Here is a 24,607-nt window from a genome sequence, read left to right on the forward strand (position 1 = left end):
TCTTATTACTTCATGAGCATGTCCCGAAGTAATTTACTTATCTTTAAACAAAAAGCTATGTTATTAAATATCTCTTATAACCGCAGTAAAACCAAAGAGAAAATTGATAAGGAAGTTGGCAAGCCTTTTACGCTGCTTGCGCGAATGAAATTAAACGGCACAGGATCGCCAAAACTACATATTACCGATACCAGTATTGATATTCACAATCTCCTGGTTCTGGATAATAATGCCAATACCTGTAATGTTGAAATGCGGCCCAACGGAATTATCGTCATGTTTAGGTCTTTACTGGAAACCTACGCGCTGGTTATTCCTTATTATAAACTTCATCTTTATAAGGGCAAAGCTGAAGAATATTCTATCTATAAAGATCATTCTAAAATTAAGGTAAAGGCCGATACGCCTGCGATACATAAATATTTTAAAAAGATTTTGGATTATAAAGCCGATAATGCACTTACCCAAATAGGTGATCTTTAGGTTTGTTTAGCGTTTCCCAAAAGCGAGGCCACCTATAAGGGCTAAAATACCAAAACCTATCATAGCGTAAGATTGCGTATTATCGCCGTGAGCTTCAATTTGGAGAGGTCCGGCATCGAGAGCAAATTCTGGTGTAATTAGCCGGTATAACCCATAAGCAATCATTCCAATACCAATTACTAAAAGTACTATTTTCAGGACGTTATTCATTTTATAAAGTTTTACTAATCAAAATGAAAAGTACTAATTTAATTGGTACTTTAAGCTTAAAATCTTTCTATGAGAATTCTTCTAACAGGTGCTAACGGTTATATTGGGATGCGTATGCTCCCTGAACTTCTTGAAAAGGGGCACGAAGTAATTTGTGCGGTTAGAAATAAAAACCGCTTTACCTCTAACGAGGAATTACTGGAAAAAGTAGAGATCGTAGAACTCGATTTTCTAAAAGATGAAGAAGCTCCTGAAAAAATAAAAAATATAGATGTAGCCTATTATCTTATTCATTCTATGAGTGGTTCTACAGATAATTTTGACACCCAGGAATCCCAGGCCGCAGAAAATTTTAATAAAATTATGGCCGGCACCTCGGTGAAGCAGGTAATTTATTTAAGCGGAATTATAAATGAAGAAGAACTATCCAAACATTTAAAATCAAGAAAAAAAGTAGAAGAAATTCTCTATAAAGGAGATTTTAATCTTACCGTTTTACGGGCAGCAATTATTGTAGGTTCAGGTAGCTCTTCGTTTGAAATTATAAGAGATTTATGTGAAAAATTACCGGTAATGATCACCCCAAGCTGGGTAGAAACTAAATGCCAGCCAATTTCTATTCGGGATATTATTAAATTCCTAACCGGCGTTATTGGAAAAGAAGAATGCTATAATGAATCTTTTGATGTTGGCGGTCCGGATGTGCTCACTTACAAGGAAATGATGTTGAAATATGCCGAAGTTAGAAAACTTAAATTATGGATTTTAAGTGTTCCGGTGATGTCACCAAAATTATCGTCCTACTGGCTTTATTTTGTAACCTCAACCTCTTACAAACTTGCACAAAACCTGGTAGATAGTATGCGAGTTGAAGTAATTACCAACGACACTCGTTTACAGGAAATACTCAATATTGAACCAATATCCTATACCGAAGCTATTGAACTGGCCTTCTATAAAATTGAACAAAACCAGGTTATTTCCAGTTGGAAAGACTCGTTAAGCAGCGGCCGTTTTCGTAAAGAATTAAATAAATACATACAGGTACCAAAATATGGATGTCTCCAGGATAAACAAGCCGCCAAAGTGGAAAATCCCGAAGAAGTGCTGGAACGTATTTGGGCTATTGGCGGACTAAATGGTTGGTATTACGGAAATTGGTTATGGAAATTTCGTGGTTATATAGACAAACTTTTTGGCGGGGTGGGTTTACGCCGCGGAAGAACACACCCTAATAAAATTGCCTCAGGCGATTCTTTAGATTTTTGGCGTGTACTTTTAGCCGATAAAGAGGAAAAAAGACTCTTACTTTTTGCCGAAATGAAAGTTCCCGGCGAGGCCTGGTTAGAGTTTTGTATCGATAAAGAAAATGTGCTGCACCAAACCGCCACATTTAGGCCTAAAGGTATTTGGGGCCGATTATATTGGTATGCAATGTATCCCTTTCATTATTTTATTTTTGAAGGAATGCTGAATAAAATTGCCAAAGGCGAACCCAAAAAACAAATAGCCTGATTCTTTCTGAAATGTTTAAATTTGAAAAACTGCCTGTTGAAGAACTAATTATAACCTGAAAAGCAATAAATTTTGAAGCAACTTTTTCGAGCTTTTCTAAGAAATCCACTGCTTTATATCACTTCGGCTATTCTGTTTTTCCTTGCTCTTTTTATCTTTTTCTTTACTGAATTTTTCTATGAATTAATAGAAATCGGATCCCTTTGGGTGCGGGAGTATTTCGGTAGATTTTATCTATGGCTGGGATTGTTGTGCGTATTCTTCCTCATTTTTATCGCTTTTTCAAGATTTGGAAAAATAAGATTGGGAAATTCCCCGCCGGAATTTGACCGACTATCCTGGATCGCTATGTTATATAGTGCAGGAATGGGTGCCGGTATTTTACTAAGAGCAGTGCAGGAACCGGTGTTTATGTTTTTAAATTCGCCTATAGAAACAAGTTCTTCTTCTCAAGTAATCGCATTAGAATATACATTCTATCAATGGGGTTTTACTGCCTGGGCGTTCTATGGAATTTTCGCATTACTCATCGCCTACGCTCTTTTTGTAAGAAAATCTGATATTCTTTTAGGCAGCAGCTTACCCCAGCTCAAAACGATAAAATATTTGCCGCAAGGTATAAACCTGCTCACTATTCTAACTACGGTTTTTGGCCTGGTAGCTGCAATTGGTTTAGGAACCACTCAAATTGAAGGTGGCATTAGTCATCTTACTTCAACACCCGCCGGAACCTTATGGATTACAATTCTGCTGGTTTTTATAGTTTGTCTCCTGGCCTTTATTTCGGCTTTCGCCGGAATTAAAAAAGGGATTAAACGAATTTCAAACTGGAATATTTATGTAACCGTTATTTTGATGTTTTTGGTGTTTTTCCAGGTAGATATATTAAATGTTTTCAGTCAGTTTTTTGAATCATTTTATAGCTACATTATAGATTTTGTTCCGCTTAGTTTAGCTCTGGGGAAATACAATCCAGGAAAAGAATTTCTAACCGACTGGACTTATTATTACTGGGCGTTTTGGCTAGCCTGGGCACCTTTCACCGGAATTTTTATTGCCAGAATTTCAAAAGGTAGAAGTATCAGAGAAATGATTTGGGGAGTTTTGCTAATTCCTTCTCTGGGAAGTTTTTTCTGGTTTAGCGTCTTTGGTTCTGCTTCTTTTGATCTTATTGGAAATATGGAGAGCTACAACGGTGAATTTGATAATGTATTTACTTCTTTATTTCGTTTTTTCGAAGCCTTTCCTTTATCTAATTTCACAAATATTGTAACGATAATTTTACTGATTAGTTTTCTGGTAACCTCTGTAGATTCGGCTATCTATGTTCTCAGTATGTTTAGCGATAAAGGAAAAGAACACCCGAGGAAAAAATTCCGGTTAACCTGGGCGGTTTTGATCCTTCTTTTTTCCGAAGCAATTATTCTGCTGGGAAATATAAAACCTAATAGCGATGTACTCACCGCCATGCAGAAGTTTTTAATTATAAGTTCCCTGCCCTTTGCTTTTTTTACTGCTGCAATTATGATTTTGTTTCTCAGGGATCTGTATAAGAAGTTTTAATTTGCCCTATCGTCATCCTGAACTTGTTTCAGGATCTAAGTTGTTTATACTCTCCATCAAGTTAGAAGCTGAAATAAATTCAGCTTGACGAAAATCTTTAATTATTTTGTCTGAAAAATATGTCAAACTAAGCTTTCGGTAAGAAAACTTCAGCCATCATACAACGAGCGCTGCCGCCACCGCAGGTTTCAATCACATCAAGATCACTGCTTAAAATCTCGCAATGCTTTTCAATTTTACTAATTTGATCTGGATTAAGACTTTTATGAGCACGAGCACTCATTACCAAATATTTTTTATCAAATGCACCCTGAACCTGTAACATATTTCCTGCAAACTCGTGCATTTGAGCTTCAGTAATTGTGATTACTTCCTTGCCGTCATTTTTTAAATGTTTCAGTACATTTTTGCGCTCTTTTACATCGTCTATGGTATCCAGGCAAATTACCGCAAAGTTTTCCGCAAGGCACATCATTACATTAGTGTGATAAATAGCTTTTCTTTTACCTCCAACACTTTGATTAGCGTTGAAAATCACGGGTGTAAATTCAAAATCTTCGCAAAATTCTATCAAAAGATCTTCGTCTGCCCGGGGTGATAGAGCACAATAAGCTTTTTGGTTTTGTCTATCTAACAAAAGGCTGCCGGTACCTTCAAGAAATAAATCGTGTTCTTCAGCCGAAGTGTAATCTACTAATTGGGTAATCTTAAAACCATTTTCTTCCAATTTCGCAAAATACTCCATTCGGCGCTCTTTCCTCCGGTTTTCAGCAAACATAGGGTACAGAGCGATGTGTCCATTTTCGTGAAAAGAAACCCAATTATTAGGAAAAATAGAATCGGGAGTATCATCTTCCTGTTTATCATCTACCACAATTACATTTACTCCAACTTTTTTAAGTTTTGAAGCAAATTCATCAAATTCTGCCTGGGCGCGTTCATTTACATTATCGGCAGTAAGATCTTTTTGAAAATAGTTGTTTACCGCGGTTTGCTCGTTCATTCTAAACGCCACCGGGCGCACCATTAAAATTGTATCTGTAATTTGTCTCATAATTCTATTTTCTGATTAACGGTAAAGTTGAACAACGCAAAAGTCCTTCCTGCTTAGAAATCTCAGCATAAGGCACTTCTTCTACAGTAATGCCCTGCTCTCTTAACCAGGCATTTAATCTTGTAAAATTCTTTTCTGAAATTACGACATCTTCATCAATAGAAAATATATTAGAATTCATATAATACATTTCATCCCGGGAAATTTCAAAAACATTTTCTTTTCCAAAGAGATTTACCAGCCAGTTATACTCTTCTTCTTCCAAAAAACCATTTCTATGAATTATAGCCTTGCCTTTTCCCACTGGCTGAAAGCAGCAATCTAAATGCAAAGCATTATCACGAGGTTCAGTATTAGATTTTTTTAAGTTGAAAGAAACCACTTTTTTATGCGGAAATAATTCTTGTAAAGCTTCTACCGCCTGCACGTTGGTACGCGCCGTGATATAATCTTTATAATCTGCACCGCGGTAGGTGCCCACCAGGATATAATCTCCCAACGGCATAACATCACCACCTTCTATATGCGCTTCCTCCGGCAACTGAAGTATTTTTGAAGGGTCTATTTGCTTAATTACGTGACTAATAGCTTCAATTTCCTGTTCGCGATCTGGTAAAATATTTGATTTTATAAATTTATCTTCTATTACAAAAGCAATATCGCGGGTAAAAATCTGGTTATAATCTTTTATAACTTTTGGTCTAAAAACCTGCACTTTGTACTTCTCCAGTATTTTGGCAACGGCTTCCATTTCCTCTACCATATCCTCTTCTTTGGGATAGGAACCCATCCTGATGAATTCGGCTGATTTTGGGTCGTATGCCTCTTCAAGAGATGGAACGGGACCATTACTTTCTGCTGTACCTAAAACCACCGCTTTAAGGCGGGAAGTTTCATTATTGATATTCAATTTCACAAGTAAAATTTTCACCAAATATAGAAAAAGCTTCATACGATGATGAAGCTTTTTCCGAATTTATTAATATATGTATGATATTCTTATCTTTTCTCAACCTCTTTAAATTCACGCAGGTTTGCACCGGTGTAAATTTGGCGTGGACGGCCAATTGGTTCTTTCATTAACCTCATTTCTCTCCACTGGGCAATCCATCCCGGAAGTCTACCAAGTGCAAACATTACAGTAAACATTTCTACCGGAATTCCCAATGCACGGTAAATAATTCCTGAATAGAAATCTACGTTTGGATATAGTTTTCTATCTACAAAATATTGATCTTCTAAAGCTTCTTTTTCAAGACCTTTGGCGATATCCAAAACAGGATCGTCTACACCCAGTTGGGCAAGAACTTCATCGGCAGATTTCTTGATAATCTTAGCTCGTGGATCAAAGTTTTTATAAACACGGTGACCAAAGCCCATTAGACGGAAAGGATCTTCCTTATCTTTAGCTTTTGCCATAAATTTCTTGGTATCGCCACCATCTTCTTTAATTCTTTCCAGCATTTCTATCACCGCCTGGTTTGCACCACCGTGAAGTGGCCCCCAAAGGGCAGAAATTCCTGCTGAAATTGAAGCAAAAAGCCCTGCGTGAGAAGAACCTACCATTCTTACCGTAGAGGTAGAACAGTTTTGTTCATGATCTGCGTGCAGAATTAATAATTTATCTAAGGCATCAATAACCTCTTTGTCTACTTTGTAACTCTTTCCAGGTTTTTCGAACATCATTTTATGAAGGTTCTCCACATACCCAAGAGAGTCGTCACCGTAATTTAGCGGAAGACTATTTTTCTTTCTAAGTGTCCAGGCCGCAAGAACCGGGAATTTACCAAGAATTTTTACTATAGCCTTATACATATCTTCTTCAGAATCTACATTTACTGAAGAAGGGTTAAATGCAATAAGAGCACTGGTTAAAGATGAAAGAACGCCCATTGGGTGAGCCGATTTTGGAAAACCATCAAGGATCTTCTTCATTTCTTCATCTACCGTAGACTCCTCCTTAATATCGGCATAAAACTTATCTAATTGGGTTTTAGTTGGTAACTCCCCAAAAATAAGAAGGTAAGCCACTTCAAGAAAATCGGCTTTTTCTGCCAGGGCTTCTATAGAGTAGCCGCGGTATCTTAAAATACCTTCTTCACCGTTAAGAAAAGTAATGGCACTCTCACAACTTCCTGTATTTTTATAACCACGATCTAGGGTAATAACACCTGCTTCAGCTCGCAGTTTCTTAATATCTATTCCCAGTTCGTTTTCAGTTCCTTCTACAACGGGAAATTCGTATTTTTTCCCATCTATTTCAATCGTCGCAACTTTTGACATATCTTAATTTTATATACTTGATTCAACTATTTTTTCGAGAGTTGCTAATTTAAGAAATCTACTGTTAATTTTGCGTTAAGCAGCGATAAGATTTTCACTGAAACAAGGGATTTTGAAAGGTTTTTTGCTGAATTATCTCAAAAAAAAATCCCTTTTGAAATTTCTTCAAAAGGGATTTGATTTTTATTAGAATCCTGTAATTAGATTTTAAAAGCTTTGCGCTTTGGAAAATAAGCTACTTCACCAAGTTCTTCTTCAATTCTAATTAACTGGTTGTATTTTGCCATACGGTCACTTCTTGAAGCTGAACCGGTTTTAATTTGGCCGGTATTTAAAGCTACGGCAAGATCGGCAATAGTATTATCTTCTGTCTCTCCAGAGCGGTGAGACATTACTGAAGTAAAGCCGGCGTTGTGCGCCATATTTACTGCTGCAATAGTTTCAGTTAGCGTACCAATTTGGTTTACTTTAATAAGGATTGAATTTGCAATTCCTTCTTCAATTCCTCTTGAAAGTCTTTCAACATTAGTAACAAAAAGATCGTCACCAACCAACTGAACTTTATCTCCAATCTTATCGGTTAAGGCTTTCCAACCATCCCAGTCGTTTTCATCCATTCCATCTTCAATAGAAATAATAGGATATTTAGAAGAAAGTTCGGCAAGATATTCTGCCTGCTCTTCGCTAGATCTTATTTTTCCGCCTTCACCTTCAAATTTCTTATAGTCGTATTTTCCATTTTCATAGAATTCGGCTGCGGCACAATCCAGAGCGATCATCACTTCGTCGCCACCTTTGTAACCCGCATTTTCTATGGCCTTAAGAATAGTATCTAAAGCATCCTCTGTCCCGTCTAAAGTTGGAGCAAATCCACCTTCATCACCAACAGCAGTACTTAAACCACGATCGTGTAGCACTTTTTTAAGATGGTGGAAGATCTCAGTTCCCATTTTTAGAGCGTGAGAAAAGCTTTCGGCCTTTACAGGCATAATCATAAATTCCTGAAAAGCGATAGGAGCGTCACTATGTGAACCACCATTAATAATATTCATCATTGGTACCGGAAGCGTATTTGCACTCACACCCCCAATGTAGCGGTACAACGGCAAACCAAGTTCGTTTGCTGCAGCTTTAGCTACGGCAAGAGAAACCCCTAAAATAGCATTTGCTCCCAGTTTTGCTTTATTTGGCGTTCCGTCTATTTCAATCATCGCCTTATCAATTAGGTTTTGTTCAAAAACAGAATAACCCAATAATTCTTCAGCAATTACATCATTTACATTTTCTACGGCTTTGGTTACCCCTTTGCCCATATAATCATCGCCACCATCACGAAGTTCTACAGCTTCGTGCTCACCGGTAGAAGCTCCAGAAGGCACTGCTGCTCTTCCTAAAATTCCATTCTCGGTTAAAACATCTACTTCTACGGTTGGATTTCCTCTTGAGTCAAAAATCTGACGGGCGTGAATATTTATTATTACACTCATAATCTTTTTTAATTAGTTAATTGATTTGAATGCAAGATACAAATTGAAGCCTAAAAAATCGAGGGAAACAGGTAGTTTTAAAGCATTTATAACATTATGGAAACACGAAATGGTTTTCTAAAAGAAAGTGTTTAAAAGAATCTCAGGAAATAGTATGATTTTTTATGAATTTACCGAAAACCGAAATAGAATAGCATTTTATAAAATTCAGAAGATTTTTAAATGCTGAAATTATTTAAAAACATAATTTTAGTCATTTTCTGAAGCAAAAGGATTGTAATAAAATCTAAATCCCAAACCTATGGTAGAAGTTGAAGCTGACTGCATAAATGCATCTTCTGAAGAAAATTAGTTTGAAAGAAGCCATCCAAGTCTAATTCCTATGATTGGCGAAAAATAGGAATCACCCAATTCATCAAAACCATATCCAGCTCCTAAATTTAGGTCTAATTTAAAACCGCTGCCATAGTAACGTTGCAAACCCCAAACCGGTCCTACAACTCCAAAATAATCTGCGGTATATTCAATATTCCCAATAATTGGTTTTCCCGATTGGAGGTTACCACTTAGTGCTATATAATTGGCGCTATTATTTTTTACTGTTTTATTCTTTTCAATTCTATTTTTAAAATTATAATAATAACGATACTGAGCAGAAAAGACCGGGAAAATACCAAAAAAATCTCCCGATGAACCGGTACCAAAAGCAATACCTGAGCCCGCACGTAAATCCAGAGTTGTTGAATTTGAAACTCCGAATTCGTATTCTAAACCGGGAGTTAAGATGTTTACTGATAAAAGTCCGTCTTCAACCGAAGCCTGGTTTTGTGCGTTGCTGGATAAAAATGAAAATAAACAAAAGCTGAGTAGTAATAATTTTTTCATTGATGAATTTTTGATGATTTTGAGGTCGCAATTTAGAATAAATTCACTTTTAAGAAAAGAAAAGCCCAAAATCTTTAAATTTTGGGCTTTTTCTTCAGATTTTATAAAATATATTTAAGTTTTCACTCTCTTTATTCGATCCATAAACTCATCAAATAAATAGCTGGCATCGTGCGGCCCAGGACTTGCCTCTGGGTGATATTGTACCGAGAAACAGTTTTTATTTTTCATTGCGATTCCACCAACAGTATCATCGTTTAAGCAAATATGAGTGATTTCAACTTCTTTATTTGCTTCAGTTTCTGCTTTATCTACAGAGAAACCGTGGTTTTGAGAAGTGATTTCTCCTTTTCCGGTTTTAAGATTTTTCACAGGATGGTTTATTCCGCGGTGCCCGTGATGCATCTTATAGGTTTTTATACCATTGGCAATTGCGATAATCTGGTGACCCAAACAAATTCCAAAAAGTGGATGATCTTTTTCTATAATGGTTTTTGTAAGGTTGATAGCACTATTTAAAGGCGCAGGATCTCCGGGACCGTTTGAGAGAAAGTAGCCGTCAGGATTCCATTCTTTCATCTCCTCGTAAGTAGCATTGTAAGGAAAAACCTTTACGTACACATCCCGCTTCTCAAAATTGCGAAGAATATTCTTTTTAATACCTACATCTAAAGCGGCTATTTTATAAGTCGCATTTTCATTTCCGAAATAATACGGCTCTTTGGTAGAAACCTTAGAAGCTAGTTCCAAACCATTCATATCTGGTACCTCTGCAAGCTCTTTTTTAAGACCTTGAATATTATCTACATCGGTAGAAATAATTGCATTCATTGCACCATTTTCCCGAATATAAGTTACCAGGGCACGTGTATCTACATCTGAAATTGCGAAAAGATTACTGTCGTCTAAAAATTCCTGCAGGGAAGAATCGGCGGCCGGGCGGGAATGGGTGTAACTGAAGTTCTTACAGATAAGTCCGGATATCTTAGCTTTATCAGATTCACTTTCTTCGGCTAAAGTTCCATAATTCCCAATGTGGGCATTCGTAGTAACCATAAGCTGGCCATAATAAGAAGGATCTGTAAAGATTTCCTGGTAGCCTGTCATACCGGTGTTAAAACAAACTTCACCAACGGCTTTACCATCTTTGTCTCCAACAGCCTTACCGTGAAAGATAGTACCGTCTTCCAGTAAGATAATCGCTTTTTTTCGGGTTTGATATTTCATTTTGCTTTATTTGTTGTGTTGCGGGGATTTCCGCAGCTACGGAATTTTTTTTTACTCTTTAGATTTCCGCCTTCGCGGAAATGACTATTTCACTTTAATATATAAAAAAAGGATAAACCCTGAGAGTTTATCCTTTTTAAAAATTAGAACTTTAAAAGATTCATTTCTATTCCTCTTTTTTGTCTTCTTTATTTTCTGAAGATTTCTCTTCTGTTTTTCCTTCTGCCTTTGGAGCATTTGGAGTAGCTTCAGTAGATTTCTTTCTACCCGCTCTACGTGTAGATTTCTTCTTCTCTGTTTTACCAAGTTTATAAGTTTCGTTGTAATCAACTAACTCGATAAGGGCCATATCGGCATTATCTCCAAGACGGTTACCTAATTTAATTACCCTTGTGTATCCACCCGGGCGGTCACCAACTTTAGGTGCTACCTCACGAAACAATTCGGCTACAGCTTCTTTTTGACGAAGTTTACTGAATACCAATCTACGATTGTGAGTAGTATCTTCTTTAGACTTAGTTACCAACGGCTCTACAAAAACTTTTAAAGCTTTTGCTTTAGCTACGGTGGTATTGATTCTCTTGTGCTCTATAAGAGAGCAGGCCATATTGGCTAGCATAGACTTCCTGTGAGCGGTCTTTCTACCTAAATGGTTTGTTTTCTTTCCGTGTCTCATTGTTTTGTTCTTAATTCATTTTCCCAAAGCGCGATCTTTTGCCGGCTTTTATGGAAAACTACTTATATATTAGTCCTTATCTAATTTGTATTTTGAAAGGTCCATACCAAAGTTAAGTCCTTTGTTACTTACCAGTTCTTCAAGCTCTGTCAAAGATTTCTTTCCGAAGTTTCTAAACTTCATCAAGTCGTTCTTATTGTAAGAAACAAGGTCTCCCAGGGTATCAACTTCAGCCGCTTTTAAGCAATTTAAAGCTCTTACTGAAAGATCCATATCTACCAACTTAGTTTTAAGCAACTGTCTCATGTGAAGAGATTCTTCATCATAAGTTTCAGTTTGTGCTATCTCATCAGCTTCAAGCGTGATACGCTCGTCAGAGAATAACATAAAGTGGTGGATAAGTGTTTTTGCAGCTTCAGTAAGTGCATCTTTTGGATGTATAGAACCATCGCTTACGATTTCAAAAACCAATTTCTCATAATCGGTTTTTTGCTCTACACGATAGTTTTCAATGCTATACTTTACGTTCTTTATTGGTGTATAAATAGAATCTGTAAAAATAGTTCCAAGAGGTGCGTTGGCTTTTTTGTTTTCTTCGGCCGGAACATAACCTCTACCTTTTTCTATGGTCATTTCCATATTCAGGTTTACTTTCTTATCTGCAGTACAAATAACCTGATCTGGGTTTAGTACCTGAAAGCCTGAAATGAATTTTTGAAAGTGACCGGCAGTAATTTGTTCTTCTCCAGATACAGAAATGGTAACGGCTTCGTTATCTATTTCATCAATTTGCCTTTTGAACCTAACTTGTTTAAGATTCAGGATAATTTCTGTTACGTCTTCAACAACTCCAGGAATAGCGGAGAATTCGTGATCTACGCCTTCTATACGAATTGAAGTGATTGCATAACCTTCTAACGAAGATAAAAGCACTCTCCTTAAAGCGTTACCAACGGTTAATCCATAGCCGGGTTCCAAAGGGCGAAATTCAAATTTCCCTTCGAAATCGGTTGAATCAATCATTATAACTTTATCGGGCTTCTGAAAATTTAGTATTGCCATATTACGACTTCTGTGAATTATTATTTCGAATATAATTCGACGATGAATTGTTCATTTATGTTTTCCGGAATCTGAATACGTCCGGGTACTGAAACAAAAGTTCCTTGTTTTGTTTCGTTATTCCAGGTAATCCATTCGTAAACACTGCTATTGTTAGCTAGTGAATCCTGGATAGCCTGTAAAGATTTTGATTTTTCACGAACACTTACTACATCACCAGGTTTCAATTGGTAAGAAGGTATATTCACCAACTCACCATTTACCGTAATGTGCCTGTGAGATACAAATTGTCTTGCTGCGCTTCTAGTTGGGGCAATACCCATTCTATAAACTACGTTATCAAGACGTGATTCACAAAGTTGAAGTAGAACTTCACCAGTAATTCCCTGTGCTCTAGTAGCTTTTTTAAACATATTGCTAAACTGACGCTCAAGGATCCCGTAAGTATACTTTGCTTTTTGCTTTTCCATTAACTGGATAGCATATTCAGATTTTTTTCCACGACGACGGTTGTTCCCGTGTTGTCCTGGAGGGTAATTTCTTTTTTCAAAAGATTTATCGTCTCCAAAAATAGCTTCACCGAATTTACGGGCTATTTTAGTCTTTGGACCAGTATATCTTGCCATTAATTTAAATTTTAGAAGAAAGGGATTATGAATTAAGGTCTCTGTCCTTCGATAATCTTAACTCCTCTCTTATTATTATACTATTTATTAAACTCTACGTCTCTTAGGAGGACGACATCCGTTGTGTGGTAATGGAGTAACATCAATAATTTCTGTTACCTCAATCCCGTTGTTATGAAGCGAACGAATAGCAGATTCTCTACCATTCCCCGGCCCTTTAACGTAAACTTTAACTTTGCGCAAACCAGCTTCGTGAGCTACTTTAGACGCGTCTTCTGCAGCTAATTGGGCAGCATAAGGAGTATTCTTTTTAGAACCTCTAAAACCCATTTTTCCTGCAGATGACCAAGCAATAACGTCACCCTTTTTATTAGTAAGGGAAACAATAATGTTATTGAAAGAAGCCGTAACGTGCGCTTGCCCTACGGACTCAACGGTTACTTTACGCTTTTTTTGAACTGTCTTCTTTGCCATATTAATTACTATTTAGTTGCTTTCTTCTTGTTAGCAACTGTTTTTCTTCTACCTTTTCTGGTTCTTGAGTTATTTTTGGTTCTCTGCCCTCTAAGTGGTAAACCACTTCTGTGACGAATACCTCTATAGCATCCAATATCCATTAGACGCTTAATACTCATTTGAACTTCTGTACGTAATTCTCCTTCGATTGTAAATTCACCAACAGCTTCACGAATACGACCAATTTCTTCATCGTCCCAATCTGAAACTTTTTTGCTTTCATCTACTTTGGCCTGGCTAAGGATCTTTTGAGCCCTGCTTTTACCAATTCCGAAGATATAGGTCAATGCTATAACTCCTCGCTTTTGTTTAGGTATATCTACCCCTGCAATTCTTGCCATAATTAGCCTTGTCTTTGTTTAAATCTAGGATTCTTTTTGTTAATTACGTAAAGGCGCCCTTTTCTGCGAACTATCTTACAGTCGGCACTTCTTTTCTTTACTGATGCTCTAACTTTCATCTCTTTAGTTTTTTACAATTCACTGATTTTGAAATATGCTCAAAATCAGGATTTCAGCATTCATATTTTTTTCAGGTTGCAAAAGTACTGAAAATTTTACAAATAGCTCAAATTACTTTTAGTATCTGTATGTTATACGAGCCTTACTTAGATCGTAAGGGCTCATTTCCAGTTTTACTTTATCTCCAGGTAACAATTTAATGTAGTGCATACGCATCTTCCCAGAGATATGAGCTGTCACAACGTGACCATTTTCCAATTCTACACGAAACATTGCATTAGATAATGCTTCTATAATTGTTCCGTCTTGTTCTATTGCCGGTTGTTTTGCCATAATTAAGCTACTGCTTTTCTGTTTTTACCTGTTTTCATTAATCCGTCGTAATGTCTATTCAGCAAGTAAGAATTTACTTGTTGCATAGTATCTATTGCAACTCCAACCATAATTAAAAGCGAGGTTCCTCCAAAAAACAATGCCCATCCTTGTTGCACACCTAAGAGTTGCACCACAATCGCTGGGAACACAGCAATAAGCGCAAGGAAAATAGATCCTGGCAAGGTAATTTGAGACATAATTCTATCTAAAAACTCAGCGGTTTCAGTTCCGGGACGAATGCCGGGAATAAATCCTCCACTTCGTTTTAGATCATCAGCCATTTTATTGGTAGGTACAGTAATCGCGGTATAGAAGTAAGTGAACACAATAATTAATAGTGCAAAAACTACATTATACCAAAACCCAAATATATCGCTAAAGGCAGCGGTAACCCCTTGTGCAGCATCAGAATCTAATAATCCTGCTACAGCAGCCGGGATAAACATAATTGCCTGGGCAAATATAATTGGCATTACACCTGAAGCATTAAGCTTAAGTGGAATGTACTGTCTTGATCCAAATACGTTTTTCTCGTAACCTCCAGAGGCGGTTCTTCTGGCATATTGCACCGGGATTTGGCGCACTGCCATCACCAACATTACCGAAGCAAGAATAATAGCAAACCATATTACCAATTCAATAAGAATCATAATAAGGCCTCCATTAGATTCAAATACCCTGGAAGCGAATTCCTGAATAAATGCTTGTGGTAAGGTAGCAATAATACCTACCATAATTAATAGCGAAATACCATTACCAATACCTTTGTCGGTTATCTTTTCACCCAGCCACATTGCGAAAATGGTACCTGTAGTAAGAATTACTACTGCAGAAGCTACAAACGTAACAGTATCACCTAATAAAAAGGCTTGCTGCGGAAGTGTAGCAAAAAGGTTATAGATATAACCGGGTCCCTGTACTAATGTAATTGCAATAGTTAACCAACGGGTGATCTGATTGATCTTACGTCTACCACTTTCACCTTCTTTTTGCAGTTTTTGCAGGTAAGGTATAGCAATACCCATTAGCTGCACTACAATAGAAGCCGAGATATATGGCATAATTCCCAATGCAAATACAGAAGCATTAGAAAAAGCTCCACCTGTAAATGCGTTTAAGAGGCCCAAAAGACCCCCATCTGTTTGGGATGCCAGGTTAGATAGCTGCGAAGCATCTATCCCGGGAAGCACAACTTGCGCTCCAAAACGATAAACTAATAACAGACCGAGGGTTACTAAAATTCTATTTTTTAGCTCCTCGATCTTCCAAATATTTTTAATAGTATTGATGAATTTCATTTGGCTATCTATTATAAAGTAACAACTTCACCTCCAGCAGCTTCTATAGCTTCTTTAGCTGTGGCTGTAAATTTATGAACAGATATTTTCAACTTTGCCTTTAATTCACCTCTACCTAATATCTTTACTGGTTTGTTTTTACTCACAAGACCGTTTTCGATCAAAGTATCAACATCTACAGTATCTTTAATTTTACCTTCATCAACCAAACGCTGTAAGGTATCAAGGTTAACACCCTGGTATGCTACACGATTTCTGTTAGTGAAACCAAATTTTGGAACACGACGTTGAAGTGGCATCTGCCCTCCTTCAAAACCAATCTTCTTGGAGTAACCAGAACGAGATTTAGCCCCTTTGTGACCACGGGTGGCAGTACCACCTTTACCTGATCCTTCTCCACGGCCAACACGCTTGTTGTTACTCTTAACTGAACCTTTTGCAGGTTTTAAGTTATTTAATTCCATGTGAATTTATTATTTTGTTTCCTCAATGGAAACTAAATGTTTAACTTTATTTACCATACCAAGGATGTTTGGCGTATCGTTGTGCTCTACCGTCTGGCCAATTTTCTTAAGACCAAGAGACTCTAAAACCAGTTTCTGGTTTTTAGATCGGTTAATTGCACTCTTTACTTTTGTAACTTTTATCTTTCCCATCTTTCTCCTTGATTTATCCTTTAAAAACCTTCTCTAATGAAATACCACGTTGTTTAGCAACAGTATCTGCACTTCTTAATTGAAGTAGCGCATCAAAAGTAGCTTTTACCACGTTGTGCGGGTTTGAAGAACCCTGGTTTTTAGAAAGTACGTCGTGTACACCAACAGCTTCCAGTACGGCACGAATTGCACCACCGGCTATAATCCCGGTACCAGTTGCAGCAGGTAGCAAAAGAACTCTTGCACCACCATACTTACCTTTTTGCTCGTGAGGAAGGCTTCCTTTATGTAAAGGAATACGCACTAAATTCTTCTTTGCATCTTCCACAGCTTTAGAGATAGCATCGGCAACTTCTTTAGATTTACCTAAACCTTGCCCTACAACACCATTCTCATCTCCTACTACAACAATAGCAGAAAATCCAAAAGCTCTACCACCTTTGGTTACTTTGGTCACACGTTGTACTCCTACCAAACGGTCTTTTAATTCAAGTCCGCCCGGTTTTACATGTTCTACGTTTTTATAATCTTGATACATAATTTTCTAGAATTTTAGTCCTCCTTCTCGAGCACCTTCTGCTAATGATTTAACTCTTCCGTGATACAGGTAACCACCTCTGTCAAAAGAAATGGTTTCTACACCGGCTTTCAAAGCTTTTTCAGCAAGGGCTTTACCAACCAATTCTGCTTGTTTGGATTTATCACCTTCTACTGACACGCCTTTATCTCTTGAAGAGGCTGCAGCTAGTGTTTTTCCTTCTACGTCATCTATAATTTGAGCATAAATTTCTTTATTACTTCTAAATACAGATAATCTTGGACGGCTAGCGGTACCCGTAATTGACTTACGAACACGCTTTCTTATCTTATTTCGTCTATCTTGTTTTGAAACTGCCATATCTAAACTTTATTAAGCTGATTTACCTGCTTTTCTACGTAATTGTTCTCCAACATACTTAATACCTTTACCTTTATAAGGCTCTGGTGCTCTAAAGGAGCGTATTTTAGCAGCTACCTGGCCCACAAGTTGTTTATCGTAAGAAGTTAATTTCACGATTGGGTTTTTACCTTTCTCTGAAATTGCCTCTACTTTAACTTCCGGTGCCAAATCTATTACAATATTATGGGAAAACCCAACGGCTAAATCTAATTTTTGTCCCTGATTAGAAGCTCTATATCCAACTCCAACCAATTCTAAAGATTTTGTATATCCGTTAGTTACTCCTTCAATCATATTGTTTATCAAAGCACGATAAAGACCGTGTTTTGCTTTCTGATCACTTTTCTCTGAAAAACGTTCAAAAGTAATTACGCCATCTTCAATTTTCACATCAATGTCGCTAACTTCCTGCTTAAGTTCTCCTAATTTTCCTTTTACCGTTACAACGCCATCTTTAAGGTCTACATTTACACCTTCTGGAATTGTAATTGGGCTTTTACCTATTCTTGACATTTCTTTAGTCTTTTAAGTATTAGTAAACGTAACACAATACTTCACCACCAACTTTCTCGGCTTTAGCCTGCTTCCCGGTCATTACACCGTGAGAAGTAGAAACTATAGCGATACCAAGACCGTTTAAGATACGTGGCAATTCGTTAGCGCCGGCATACTTACGTAAACCAGGTTTACTTATTCTCTGGATATCTTTAATTACAGGCTCTTTTGTGATCTTGTCGTACTTAAGGGCAATTTTAATTGTTCCCTGAGCACTAGCATCATCAAACTTGTAACTAAGAATATATCCCTGATCGAATAATATTTTTGTAATCTCCTTTTTAAGGTTAGAAGCTGGTATTTCTACCACCCTGTGGTTTGCAGCCACAGCGTTCCTAACTCTTGTCAAATAATCTGCAATAGGATCTGTATTCATCTATCTTAATTTGCGGATGTGGTTTTCGTCCCGTCACTCGGGAGAACCTGCAACCAATTTATAATTTTACCAACTAGCTTTTCTAACTCCAGGAATTAATCCCTTATTAGCCATTTCTCTAAACATTACACGAGAAAGACCAAACTGTCTCATATAACCTTTTGGCCTACCAGTTAGCTTACAACGGTTATGCAAACGTACAGGAGAAGAATTTTTTGGTAATTTTTGTAGTGCTTCCCAATCGCCAGCTTCTTTTAAAGCCTCGCGTTTTTCAGCATACTTTTTCACCATTTTTTGTCTCTTCACCTCACGGGCTTTCATTGATTCTTTAGCCATAATTAATTCTTTTTAAAAGGTAATCCTAGTTCGGTTAACAACGATTTTGCTTCCTTATCGGTTTTGGCAGTGGTCACGAAGGTAATATCCATACCATTAATTCGGTTTACTTTATCAATATCAATCTCCGGAAAGATGATTTGCTCAGTAATTCCTAAATTATAGTTTCCTCTACCATCAAAACCATTAGCCTTAATCCCGTTAAAGTCACGAACACGTGGAAGTGCTGATGTAATTAAACGATCTAAGAATTCGTACATTCTGTATCCTCGCAAAGTAACTTTTGCCCCAATTGGCATTCCTTTACGAAGTTTGAATGAAGCAACATCCTTTTTAGAAATGGTTTGCACCGCTTTTTGACCGGTAATTGTAGAAAGTTCATCTACAGCATGGTCAATAAGCTTTTTATCTGCTACAGCTGCACCAACGCCACGGCTCAAAACTATTTTTTCAAGTTTTGGGATCTCCATTACGTTAGCATAGCTAAATTCTTCTTTTAATGCAGGCTTTACTCGCTCTGCATATTCTGCTCTAAGTCTTGGTACGTATGCCATAACTAAATTACTTCATTAGATTTTTTGGAAAATCTTACTTTCTTTCCATCCTCTTCTTTATATCCAACTCTGGTAGTGTTACCATCTTTGTCTAACAAAGAAAGGTTAGAAATATGAATAGGAGCTTCTTTCTTTACAATACCACCTTGTGGGTTAGATGCACTTGGTTTCTCATGTTTTGAGATAGTGTTAACACCTTCCACGATGGCTTTATTCTTTTCTATGAGAACTTTTTGAACTTTACCTTCCTGACCTTTGTGGTCTCCAGCAATAACTCTTACAGTATCTCCAGTTTTTATTTTAAGCTTTCTCATCTTGTTAATGTATTAAAGCACTTCTGGTGCCAATGATACAATTTTCATGAATTGCTTATCACGAAGTTCTCTCGCAACCGGTCCAAATACACGAGTTCCGCGCATTTCTCCAGTTGGATTTAATAATACACAGGCATTATCATCAAAACGGATATAAGACCCGTCTGCTCTGCGTACTTCTTTCTTGGTACGAACAACAACTGCTGTTGAAACTGCACCTTTTTTGATATTTCCGTTAGGTGTAGCTTCTTTAACGCTGACAACTATTTTGTCCCCAACAGAAGCGTATCTTTTCTTTGTACCGCCCAATACACGTATGGTCAAAACTTCTTTTGCCCCGGTATTGTCTGCTACTCTTAGTCTAGACTCTTGTTGTACCATTACTTCGCTCTTTCAATTATTTCTACTAATCTCCAACATTTAGATTTACTTAAAGGTCTTGTTTCCATGATCCTTACAGTATCTCCTTCGTTGCAGTCGTTTGTTTCGTCGTGCGCTACATATTTTTTCGTTTTTAAAACGAATTTTCCATACATAGGGTGTTTTACTTTCTTAACTTCAGAAACCACGATAGATTTCTGCATTTTATTACTTGTAACAACGCCTATACGCTCTTTTCTTAAATTTCTTTTTTCCATCTTTCAGCAGAATAACACTTATTGTTGTTCTCTTTTAGTTAACTCTGTAGCAAGTCTCGCTATAGTTCTTCGTACAGCTCTAAGCTGTATTGGGTTCTCTAATGGCGAAACTGCGTGAGCCATTTTCAAATCTGAATATGCTTTTCTAGATTTCCCAAGCTCTTCTTGTAATTCTGCCACAGACAGTTCTTTTACTTCTGATTGTTTCATAACTTTATAATATTAAGCTTGATAATCTCTAGCTACAATAAATTTGGTTCTTACCGGAAGTTTCTGTGCCGCAAGCCTTAAAGCTTCTTTAGCAACATCCATTGGTACTCCACCAATTTCAAACATAATTCTTCCTGGTTTTACAACAGCAGCCCAATATTCTACAGCACCTTTACCTTTACCCATACGTACCTCTAGAGGTTTCTTAGTGATAGGCTTGTCTGGAAATATTTTAATCCAGATAGAACCTTCCCTTTTCATATATCGGGTAGCAGCAATCCGTGCAGCTTCTATTTGACGGGCAGTAATGAAACTAGAATCCATAGATTTAATTCCAAAGGTACCATTAGAGAGTCTATGCCCTCTTCCGGCGTTGCCTTTCATACGGCCCTTCTGCTGTTTACGGTATTTTGTTCTTTTAGGTTGTAACATTTTTCTTTACTTTAAAAAATTACTTTCTACGACGTGATTTGTTACCACCTCGCCCGGCTCCAGGTTTTCCTCCTTGTTTCTTGGACATTCCAACAAGTGGAGAAAGATCTCTTTTACCATAAACTTCGCCTTTCATGATCCATACTTTAACACCCAACCTACCATAAGTAGTATGAGCTTCAACTAAAGCATAGTCAATATCGGCCCTAAAAGTAGACAGAGGAATTCTACCATCTTTGTATGCTTCTGAACGTGCCATTTCTGCACCATTTAAACGTCCGGAAATCTGAATTTTGATTCCTTCAGCATTCATTCTCATAGCAGCCGCGATAGCCATTTTAATTGCACGACGGTAAGAAATACGATTTTCAATTTGTCTTGCAACACTAGATGCTACTAAATGCGCATCAAGTTCTGGCCTCTTAATCTCAAAGATGTTAATTTGAACTTCCTTGTCGGTAATTTTCTTAAGTTCTTCTTTAAGCTTGTCTACCTCCTGGCCGCCTTTACCAATAATAATACCTGGTCTGGCAGTGGTGATAGTAACGGTTACAAGCTTAAGCGTACGCTCAATAATTACCCTGGATACACTCGCTTTAGAAAGACGAGCATGGATGTACTTTCTAATCTTATCGTCTTCGGCTAATTTATCGCCGTAGTCATTTCCTCCGTACCAGTTGGATTCCCATCCTCTTACGATACCAAGGCGATTCCCGATTGGATTTGTTTTTTGTCCCATACTCTACTTAGCTTTGTGTATTATTGTTTTCTCCAAGCACCAAAGTAACGTGATTGGATCTCTTTCTAATTCTATGTGCGCGACCCTGTGGTGCAGGACGTAGCCTCTTAAGCATCGCTCCTCCATCTACACGGATTTCTTTTACAAACAATTCAGCATCTTCAATACTTGCATCTTCGTTTTTAGATTGCCAGTTGGCTATTGCAGAAAGCAATAATTTCTCTAAACGCCCAGAAGCTTCTTTTGAACTGAATTTTAATATTTGAAGCGCTTTTTCTACTTTCTCTCCTCTTACTAAATCCGCAACTAAGCGCATTTTTCTAGGCGAAGTAGGGCAGTTATTCAACTTTGCAAAAGCTACCTGTTTTTTGGCTTCTTTTATTTGCTCTGCTCTTTCTCTTTTACGAACTCCCATAGCTTCAATTATCTTTTACCTTTATTTTTTGCACCAGAATGCCCTCTAAAAGAACGTGTTGGTGAAAATTCTCCTAATTTATGCCCTACCATGTTCTCTGTTACATATACAGGTACAAATTGTTTCCCGTTATGAACAGCGATAGTTTGCCCTACGAAATCTGGAGTAATCATTGAAGCTCTAGACCAGGTTTTGATCACGGCTTTCTTACCAGACTCAACGTTTTGAGCAACCTTCTTATCTAACTTATAGTGAACGTAAGGTCCTTTTTTTAATGAACGTGCCATATCTTATTATTTCTTTCTACGTTCTACAATATATTTATTACTCGCTTTTGTTCTTGAACGGGTTTTGAAACCTTTAGCAGGTAAACCTTTTCTAGAACGTGGGTGACCACCGGAAGCTCTTCCTTCTCCACCACCCATTGGGTGATCTACAGGGTTCATCGCTACTGGTCTTGTTCTTGGTCTAATACCCAACCAACGTTTTCTACCAGCTTTACCAGAAACCTGAAGTTGGTGATCACTATTTGATACAGCTCCAATTGTAGCCATACAAGTAGACAACACTCTTCTAATTTCTCCTGAAGGTAGTTTTACAGTTGCATATTTTCCTTCTCTTGCCAATAATTGAGCAAAAGCTCCAGCACTTCTTGCCATTACAGCACCCTGACCGGCTCTTAACTCTATACAAGAAACTACAGTACCAAGCGGAATACTAGATAACGGCATTGCATTTCCAATTTCTGGAGCAGCCGAATCTGTGCTTGATACAATATTTTGACCTACCTGCAACCCATTTTGAGCAATAACGTATCGTTTTTCACCATCCTGGTAATTCAACAATGCGATAAAGGCAGTTCTGTTTGGATCGTATTCTATACTCGCAACAGTAGCAGGAACACCATGCTTGTCACGTTTAAAGTCTACAATTCTGTAACGTCTTTTATGACCTCCACCTTTGTAGCGGATAGTCATTTTTCCCTGACTGTTTCTCCCACCTGACTTTTTAATCGGAGCCAAAAGGCTTTTTTCCGGCTTATCAGTAGTCACGGCGTCATACCCGTTTACTACTCTAAAACGCTGGCCAGGGGTGATTGGTTTTAATTTTCTAACTGACATTTTTTAATCTTAAAGATTACTGTATAAATCAATAGTTTCACCTTCCGTCACCTGTACCAATGCTTTTTTGAAAGCTTTGGTTTTACCAGTGATCATACCAGATTTTGTATATCTGGTTTTGCGATCTGGACGAACATTTATAGTACGAACTTTTTCAACTGAAACTCCGTAAGCAGCTTCTACTGCATTCTTAATTTCAATCTTATTCGCCTTATTGTCTACCACAAAAGAAAAACGGTTATTCAACTCGCTATCTCCGGTGGCTTTTTCTGTAATAATTGGTTTTATCAAGATACTCATAAGGCTTATTTACTTAAATTCGACTCAATTCCTTCTAAAGAACCTTCAAGCAACACGATATTCTTAGCATTAAGAATCCCGTAAGTACTTAATTCTGAGGAGTTTACAACCTCAAGTCCTTTTAAATTACGTGACGACAAATATACGTTTTTATTTGAGTCACCCAACACTATAAGCGATTTTTTGTCCTGAATACCAAGGGCTTTCAAAACATCTATCATACTTTTTGTCTTCGGCGCATCAAAAGAAAAGTCTTCAACTACAAAAATTGATTCTCCTTTTGCTTTTATTGATAAAGCCGATTTTCTTGCCAAACGTTTTAAATTTTTGTTCAATTTAAAACCATAGTTTCTTGGTCTTGGTCCAAAAACACGTCCACCACCTTTAAAAATTGGCGACTTAATACTACCTGCACGTGCAGTACCGGTACCTTTTTGTTTTTTGATCTTACGGGTACTCCCAGCAATCTCAGCTCTTTCTTTAGCTTTGTGGGTTCCCTGGCGCTGATTAGCTAAATATTGTTTAACATCTAGATAAACTGCGTGATCGTTTGGCTCTATAGCGAAAACAGCGTCAGAAAGCTTTGCTTTTCTGCCTGTTTCTTTTCCTTTTATATCTAAAACTGCTACTTCCATTACTTGCTAATGATTACGTATGAGTTTTTGTGACCTGGCACACATCCTTTTACTACTAAAAGGTTTTTATCTACCACCACTTTTAAAACTCTCAGGTTTTCTACTTTTACTCTCTCTCCACCCATTCTACCGGCCATTTTCATTCCTTTGAAAACCCGTGCAGGGTAAGACGCTGCACCAATAGAACCAGGAGCTCTTAATCGGTTATGCTGACCGTGAGTCGCCTGACCCACACCACCAAAGTTGTGTCTTTTTACAACACCCTGAAAGCCTTTACCTTTAGAAGTACCTGCAATATCTACAAATTCCCCCTCGTTAAAGTGCTCTACCGTGATAGCATCACCTAATTTATAATCTGCTTCATAGCCCTGGAATTCAACGACTTTACGTTTTGCAACGCTTCCTGCTTTTTTAGCGTGCCCTTCGGCAGCTTTATTTGCAGTCTTTTTGTCATCGAAACCAACTTGAAGTGCCTCATACCCGTCAACCTCTTTGGTTCTGACTTGGGTAACTACGCATGGACCTGCTTCTATTACGGTACAGGGAATGTTTTTCCCGTTCTCGTCGAAAATACTGGTCATGCCTATTTTTTTTCCTATTAACCCAGACATAATTAATTATTGATTATTACTTATTTATTTAAAAAAATTCAGGGCAGAAAAATA

38 protein-coding genes are annotated in these 24,607 nt (G+C 37.5%); 3 read left to right on the forward strand and 35 right to left on the reverse strand.

The window, feature by feature from the left end; translation table 11 throughout:
- Positions 1-57: 57 nt before the first annotated feature.
- The gene (locus tag J0871_RS01450; protein WP_208222889.1) at positions 58-483 is read left to right on the forward strand and encodes a hypothetical protein; all 426 of its coding nucleotides are present in this window, start codon (positions 58-60) and stop codon (positions 481-483) included.
- Between the two features lie 6 nt (positions 484-489).
- Here the strand turns inward: J0871_RS01450 and J0871_RS01455 are convergent, their stop codons facing one another.
- Positions 490-693 (reverse strand): hypothetical protein, encoded by a 204-nt coding sequence (locus J0871_RS01455; RefSeq protein ID WP_208222890.1) that lies wholly within the window; start codon positions 691-693, stop codon positions 490-492.
- A gap of 69 nt (positions 694-762) precedes the next feature.
- Here J0871_RS01455 and J0871_RS01460 point away from each other — a divergent pair, with 69 nt between their 5' ends.
- The gene (locus J0871_RS01460; protein WP_208222891.1) at positions 763-2,208 is read left to right on the forward strand and encodes an SDR family oxidoreductase; all 1,446 of its coding nucleotides are present in this window, start codon (positions 763-765) and stop codon (positions 2,206-2,208) included.
- Between the two features lie 72 nt (positions 2,209-2,280).
- Entirely contained in the window at positions 2,281-3,771 is a 1,491-nt protein-coding gene (locus tag J0871_RS01465; RefSeq protein WP_208222892.1) for a BCCT family transporter, read from the forward strand.
- Positions 3,772-3,898: 127 nt separating this feature from the next.
- Here J0871_RS01465 and J0871_RS01470 read toward each other — a convergent pair whose 3' ends face one another.
- The 34 genes from J0871_RS01470 to rplC all read right to left on the reverse strand — a co-directional run bounded on the left by J0871_RS01470 (position 3,899) and on the right by rplC (position 24,553).
- On the reverse strand, positions 3,899-4,825 hold the full coding sequence (locus J0871_RS01470; RefSeq protein WP_208222893.1) for an arginine deiminase-related protein: 927 nt from the start codon (positions 4,823-4,825) through the stop codon (positions 3,899-3,901).
- 4 nt (positions 4,826-4,829) lie between these two features.
- Positions 4,830-5,777, reverse strand: coding sequence for an arginine deiminase family protein (locus J0871_RS01475; protein ID WP_208222894.1), 948 nt, complete (start codon positions 5,775-5,777; stop codon positions 4,830-4,832).
- A 47-nt stretch (positions 5,778-5,824) separates the two neighbouring features.
- Positions 5,825-7,108, reverse strand: a complete 1,284-nt coding sequence (locus tag J0871_RS01480) for a citrate synthase (protein ID WP_208222895.1) — start codon at positions 7,106-7,108, stop codon at positions 5,825-5,827.
- Between the two features lie 200 nt (positions 7,109-7,308).
- Positions 7,309-8,595, reverse strand: a complete 1,287-nt coding sequence (eno, locus tag J0871_RS01485) for a phosphopyruvate hydratase (RefSeq protein ID WP_208222896.1) — start codon at positions 8,593-8,595, stop codon at positions 7,309-7,311.
- 348 nt (positions 8,596-8,943) lie between these two features.
- Positions 8,944-9,480: a DUF3575 domain-containing protein gene (locus J0871_RS01490; protein ID WP_208222897.1), complete on the reverse strand. Its 537-nt coding sequence runs from the start codon at positions 9,478-9,480 to the stop codon at positions 8,944-8,946.
- A 114-nt stretch (positions 9,481-9,594) separates the two neighbouring features.
- A complete protein-coding gene (carA, locus tag J0871_RS01495; RefSeq protein ID WP_208222898.1) occupies positions 9,595-10,707 on the reverse strand; it encodes a glutamine-hydrolyzing carbamoyl-phosphate synthase small subunit in 1,113 nt (370 codons plus the stop codon).
- Positions 10,708-10,873: 166 nt separating this feature from the next.
- The gene (rplQ, locus tag J0871_RS01500) at positions 10,874-11,383 is read right to left on the reverse strand and encodes a 50S ribosomal protein L17 (RefSeq protein ID WP_075324935.1); all 510 of its coding nucleotides are present in this window, start codon (positions 11,381-11,383) and stop codon (positions 10,874-10,876) included.
- Positions 11,384-11,452: 69 nt separating this feature from the next.
- Positions 11,453-12,445 (reverse strand): DNA-directed RNA polymerase subunit alpha, encoded by a 993-nt coding sequence (locus J0871_RS01505; protein WP_075324936.1) that lies wholly within the window; start codon positions 12,443-12,445, stop codon positions 11,453-11,455.
- 20 nt (positions 12,446-12,465) lie between these two features.
- Positions 12,466-13,071, reverse strand: coding sequence for a 30S ribosomal protein S4 (rpsD, locus tag J0871_RS01510; RefSeq protein WP_075324937.1), 606 nt, complete (start codon positions 13,069-13,071; stop codon positions 12,466-12,468).
- Positions 13,072-13,158: 87 nt separating this feature from the next.
- Complete coding sequence (gene rpsK, locus J0871_RS01515) at positions 13,159-13,545, reverse strand: 30S ribosomal protein S11 (protein ID WP_037319270.1); 387 nt, start codon at positions 13,543-13,545, stop codon at positions 13,159-13,161.
- An 8-nt stretch (positions 13,546-13,553) separates the two neighbouring features.
- Positions 13,554-13,928 carry a 30S ribosomal protein S13 gene (rpsM, locus tag J0871_RS01520; RefSeq protein WP_057482220.1) on the reverse strand — a complete coding sequence of 125 codons (375 nt, stop codon included), beginning with the start codon at positions 13,926-13,928 and terminating at the stop codon, positions 13,554-13,556.
- Positions 13,929-13,930: 2 nt separating this feature from the next.
- Complete coding sequence (gene ykgO, locus J0871_RS01525; protein WP_013305171.1) at positions 13,931-14,047, reverse strand: type B 50S ribosomal protein L36; 117 nt, start codon at positions 14,045-14,047, stop codon at positions 13,931-13,933.
- 118 nt (positions 14,048-14,165) lie between these two features.
- The gene (gene infA, locus J0871_RS01530; protein WP_013073244.1) at positions 14,166-14,381 is read right to left on the reverse strand and encodes a translation initiation factor IF-1; all 216 of its coding nucleotides are present in this window, start codon (positions 14,379-14,381) and stop codon (positions 14,166-14,168) included.
- Positions 14,382-14,383: 2 nt separating this feature from the next.
- Entirely contained in the window at positions 14,384-15,721 is a 1,338-nt protein-coding gene (gene secY / locus J0871_RS01535; protein WP_208222899.1) for a preprotein translocase subunit SecY, read from the reverse strand.
- 11 nt (positions 15,722-15,732) lie between these two features.
- Positions 15,733-16,185 (reverse strand): 50S ribosomal protein L15, encoded by a 453-nt coding sequence (rplO, locus tag J0871_RS01540; RefSeq protein WP_075324940.1) that lies wholly within the window; start codon positions 16,183-16,185, stop codon positions 15,733-15,735.
- Between the two features lie 9 nt (positions 16,186-16,194).
- Complete coding sequence (rpmD, locus tag J0871_RS01545) at positions 16,195-16,377, reverse strand: 50S ribosomal protein L30 (protein ID WP_075324941.1); 183 nt, start codon at positions 16,375-16,377, stop codon at positions 16,195-16,197.
- A gap of 13 nt (positions 16,378-16,390) precedes the next feature.
- Positions 16,391-16,915 carry a 30S ribosomal protein S5 gene (rpsE, locus tag J0871_RS01550; protein ID WP_075324942.1) on the reverse strand — a complete coding sequence of 175 codons (525 nt, stop codon included), beginning with the start codon at positions 16,913-16,915 and terminating at the stop codon, positions 16,391-16,393.
- Positions 16,916-16,921: 6 nt separating this feature from the next.
- Entirely contained in the window at positions 16,922-17,275 is a 354-nt protein-coding gene (rplR, locus tag J0871_RS01555) for a 50S ribosomal protein L18 (protein ID WP_075324943.1), read from the reverse strand.
- A gap of 12 nt (positions 17,276-17,287) precedes the next feature.
- Positions 17,288-17,830 (reverse strand): 50S ribosomal protein L6, encoded by a 543-nt coding sequence (rplF, locus tag J0871_RS01560; RefSeq protein ID WP_208222901.1) that lies wholly within the window; start codon positions 17,828-17,830, stop codon positions 17,288-17,290.
- 19 nt (positions 17,831-17,849) lie between these two features.
- Positions 17,850-18,248, reverse strand: a complete 399-nt coding sequence (gene rpsH, locus J0871_RS01565) for a 30S ribosomal protein S8 (RefSeq protein WP_075324945.1) — start codon at positions 18,246-18,248, stop codon at positions 17,850-17,852.
- Positions 18,249-18,314: 66 nt separating this feature from the next.
- Positions 18,315-18,584, reverse strand: coding sequence for a 30S ribosomal protein S14 (gene rpsN, locus J0871_RS01570; RefSeq protein WP_057482226.1), 270 nt, complete (start codon positions 18,582-18,584; stop codon positions 18,315-18,317).
- Positions 18,585-18,586: 2 nt separating this feature from the next.
- A complete protein-coding gene (gene rplE / locus J0871_RS01575; protein WP_075324946.1) occupies positions 18,587-19,138 on the reverse strand; it encodes a 50S ribosomal protein L5 in 552 nt (183 codons plus the stop codon).
- Between the two features lie 2 nt (positions 19,139-19,140).
- A complete protein-coding gene (gene rplX / locus J0871_RS01580; RefSeq protein WP_075324947.1) occupies positions 19,141-19,452 on the reverse strand; it encodes a 50S ribosomal protein L24 in 312 nt (103 codons plus the stop codon).
- A gap of 12 nt (positions 19,453-19,464) precedes the next feature.
- Positions 19,465-19,833, reverse strand: a complete 369-nt coding sequence (rplN, locus tag J0871_RS01585) for a 50S ribosomal protein L14 (protein WP_075324948.1) — start codon at positions 19,831-19,833, stop codon at positions 19,465-19,467.
- Positions 19,833-20,090: a 30S ribosomal protein S17 gene (gene rpsQ / locus J0871_RS01590; protein WP_037319236.1), complete on the reverse strand. Its 258-nt coding sequence runs from the start codon at positions 20,088-20,090 to the stop codon at positions 19,833-19,835. Before rpsQ ends, rplN begins: the two co-directional genes overlap by 1 nt.
- A gap of 18 nt (positions 20,091-20,108) precedes the next feature.
- Complete coding sequence (gene rpmC / locus J0871_RS01595; protein ID WP_037319233.1) at positions 20,109-20,300, reverse strand: 50S ribosomal protein L29; 192 nt, start codon at positions 20,298-20,300, stop codon at positions 20,109-20,111.
- A gap of 12 nt (positions 20,301-20,312) precedes the next feature.
- The gene (gene rplP, locus J0871_RS01600; RefSeq protein WP_057482229.1) at positions 20,313-20,732 is read right to left on the reverse strand and encodes a 50S ribosomal protein L16; all 420 of its coding nucleotides are present in this window, start codon (positions 20,730-20,732) and stop codon (positions 20,313-20,315) included.
- A 19-nt stretch (positions 20,733-20,751) separates the two neighbouring features.
- The gene (gene rpsC, locus J0871_RS01605; protein ID WP_075324949.1) at positions 20,752-21,471 is read right to left on the reverse strand and encodes a 30S ribosomal protein S3; all 720 of its coding nucleotides are present in this window, start codon (positions 21,469-21,471) and stop codon (positions 20,752-20,754) included.
- A gap of 7 nt (positions 21,472-21,478) precedes the next feature.
- Entirely contained in the window at positions 21,479-21,886 is a 408-nt protein-coding gene (rplV, locus tag J0871_RS01610) for a 50S ribosomal protein L22 (RefSeq protein WP_075324950.1), read from the reverse strand.
- An 8-nt stretch (positions 21,887-21,894) separates the two neighbouring features.
- Positions 21,895-22,173, reverse strand: coding sequence for a 30S ribosomal protein S19 (rpsS, locus tag J0871_RS01615; protein ID WP_057482232.1), 279 nt, complete (start codon positions 22,171-22,173; stop codon positions 21,895-21,897).
- Positions 22,174-22,179: 6 nt separating this feature from the next.
- On the reverse strand, positions 22,180-23,007 hold the full coding sequence (gene rplB / locus J0871_RS01620; protein ID WP_208222903.1) for a 50S ribosomal protein L2: 828 nt from the start codon (positions 23,005-23,007) through the stop codon (positions 22,180-22,182).
- 9 nt (positions 23,008-23,016) lie between these two features.
- Complete coding sequence (gene rplW / locus J0871_RS01625; RefSeq protein ID WP_075324952.1) at positions 23,017-23,307, reverse strand: 50S ribosomal protein L23; 291 nt, start codon at positions 23,305-23,307, stop codon at positions 23,017-23,019.
- A 5-nt stretch (positions 23,308-23,312) separates the two neighbouring features.
- Positions 23,313-23,942, reverse strand: a complete 630-nt coding sequence (gene rplD, locus J0871_RS01630) for a 50S ribosomal protein L4 (protein ID WP_208222905.1) — start codon at positions 23,940-23,942, stop codon at positions 23,313-23,315.
- Positions 23,942-24,553, reverse strand: coding sequence for a 50S ribosomal protein L3 (rplC, locus tag J0871_RS01635; protein ID WP_208222907.1), 612 nt, complete (start codon positions 24,551-24,553; stop codon positions 23,942-23,944). The genes rplD and rplC overlap by 1 nt, the downstream gene beginning before the upstream one ends.
- Between the last annotated feature and the right edge of the window lie 54 nt (positions 24,554-24,607).

The sequence above is a fragment of the Salegentibacter sp. BDJ18 genome, from assembly GCF_017579965.1.
Lineage (GTDB): Bacteria > Bacteroidota > Bacteroidia > Flavobacteriales > Flavobacteriaceae > Salegentibacter.